The sequence below is a fragment of the Bacillus sp. IT-79MI2 genome (assembly GCF_949768135.1).
GTDB classification, from domain to species: domain Bacteria; phylum Bacillota; class Bacilli; order Bacillales; family Bacillaceae_G; genus Bacillus_A; species Bacillus_A pseudomycoides.
Map to the genome: position 1 here is coordinate 1 of NZ_CATKPV010000109.1, position 2404 is coordinate 2404.

Annotated in this window: 2 protein-coding genes and 1 pseudogene; all 3 read left to right on the forward strand. The window is 31.5% G+C overall.

What is annotated here, in order from left to right; genetic code table 11:
* A pseudogene (locus tag ACM6HU_RS25400) lies at positions 1-546 on the forward strand (mobilization protein); the annotation flags it as partial.
* Positions 547-767: 221 nt separating this feature from the next.
* Entirely contained in the window at positions 768-1445 is a 678-nt protein-coding gene (locus ACM6HU_RS25405; protein WP_016117067.1) for a hypothetical protein, read from the forward strand.
* A gap of 673 nt (positions 1446-2118) precedes the next feature.
* Positions 2119-2268: a hypothetical protein gene (locus tag ACM6HU_RS25410; protein ID WP_016117061.1), complete on the forward strand. Its 150-nt coding sequence runs from the start codon at positions 2119-2121 to the stop codon at positions 2266-2268.
* Positions 2269-2404 lie beyond the last annotated feature (136 nt).

Here is a 2404-nt window from a genome sequence, read left to right on the forward strand (position 1 = left end):
GTACCAAATGAACCTGTTAAAATTCCATTTTTGCGTAAAGAAGTAATAACAGAAGTGCAGGATAAAGTGTTTGGAAAAGCTGAAATCACGAAGAAACAAACAAGAAATTATGTGTTATCACCAGAACAATATCAAGAATTAACAAAACAAGTGAATGCAGCGGTTACTATCAAAAAAGATTATGGGCGTTTGAAAACAACAGATTTTGTGAAAGAAAATGAGAGTTTACGAGCAGATAATAAATATTTAGAAGAAACAATAGAGGGTAATAATCTTGCTTTAAATCATTCTTATAAACAAAATCGTGAATTGAGAGAAGAAAATAAAGAATTACACACTGAAATAAGCCGGTTAAAAGCTCATGTAAGGGGTTTGAGGGAAAATATAAGAGTTTTATACAACTTGTCAAAAAAAGTTCTTGGAGAGCAATTTAAGGCGTTTAGAGATCTTGTTAAAAATGAATTGAGTAGCCAGGGAATAGATAATCAATTTGAACGTGAACATAAGAAAAAAATTAATAAACATCGAGGGTTTGACGTGGAATGATAAAAAAAATGGGGAAACTTTGTTTTTATCTTCAAGGTTATTGAAAACGTGATAGAATGAAAAAAAGAGCCATGCTGGAACATGACTCTTTTCATAGGGTATTCTACGAAAATACCTAAACTTCATTTATCTGATTATAGATTATCATAATTTGATTTATAATCAAATAGCAAATTATAGGTATTTTTGTTGATTCCCTTAATTTAGAGGAGGAATTAACAATGAATGAAGAATTGGGACAAGCTTTAAATCAAGCTGATAGAAATGCTAGAAATAGAGATTTTGAGAAAGATGGAAAACAAAGAGATCAAGCTGAAGAACTTAAAAAATCTCTTTTACAACAGTTAAAAGAACTAACTGGAGAAGACCATTATGTTGGAACTAATAAAGATCCATTTGCTGGAGAACCATTTAATCAAGTAATGCATAGAAATTTAGATTTATTGAATAGTATTGGTTATTTAACTCAAGCAGAAGAAAGTTTTTTATTTAGAATTCAAGCTTATTTGGAATTTAGAAGTAATGTCATTATTTGTAGAGATGATAAATTTAAAAGGAAACGAAAGAGCGTTGAGGACGATTTTGAGTTACCAAAAGCGGCAACTGTTTCTGAAATTGCTGAAATGATAGGGAAATCAAGGCAAAAAACATCAACTGTTATGAATTCATTAAAGAAAAAAGAAATTTTACTTAATCCAGAAGGTGCAGGACAAATTATTGAAAATGGTCGCACTGTAAGTCCTAGAACATGGGTAGTGAATCCTTACATAATGATTTGTGCACCTCGAAAAAATGAAGTGAAACTTGATAGATTAACTATGAGATTGTTTCAACATTCTTTGAAAAATCTTAAAGACCAAAATGGTAAAAAAGTAAAATTACCGGCTAGATTTTTTTAGACTGTATCAAATTGATACAGTCTTTTTTTATATGTACTTTAAAGTATTTATGTAATTTTTTAGGTGTCACGAAAAGGTGACAAAAAACAAAAAAGTGTCACCTTTTCGTGACACCCTGAAAAGTGCATTAAACCCAGTTATATCAAGGGATTTACACGCTTTTTGTAAATCCTCTCTATTATCACTATTACTAAGGGCTAAAAGTTCCGCAAGGAACAGGTAGTATTTTTTGAGAAACCCACTCAAAAAATCTCCACCTTTTCCGCTTCGCTCCATCCTTGCAAAACTTTTTTCGGCTGGTGTGCTTTTCTCGCCAAGCCGACAGACAAAAAGCAAAGCAATGGTTCTCGACTTGAGCAAGCAATTATACGAGCCGAACCGCTTAGATCATTCGTCTTAAGATAGTTCTTATTCAAAAAATAGATACGTAATACGTGGGGTTTCGCCCCCACACGACGAGCCAGCACTCTAGCCAAAAAGCAAATTTCAAACCAAACGGCCAGAATAAAACTACATTAAGTAAAAAAATAATAAGCTGTCCATATGGACAGCTTATTTACATAATTTTTGTTGTAGGAAACTAATAAAGTAATAAGGTTTACTTCAGTAAAATAAGGTATATTATATTTGTTGAATAGATTCTCTTTAAAGACAAGAAAAGTAGGTGAACAAAGTGGGAAAATATCAATTAGATTACAAAAGTCAGGTAGCTGTGACAAAGTTTCATGAAAAACAGACGCCTGCTAAATTTGATAAAAAGCAGCAAATTGAAAAATTGCGTGCGGAGTATTTGAAAAAGAAACAAAAACAAGCAGATAAATAAATTGTGAAAAATGCTATGAATATTTATTTATAGAGAGTTAACATAAAGTCCTATTATCGGGATTCAATGTATTTAGAAGACTATTAAAAGTCCTCCAGATTGTTTAACTGGAGGACTTTTGTGTTCACATAATTAC

Coding starts and splice junctions, on each gene's coding strand:
- ACM6HU_RS25405 (WP_016117067.1), top strand. CDS start 768: ATGAATGAAGAATTGGGACAAGCTTTAAATCAAGCTGATAGAAATGCT.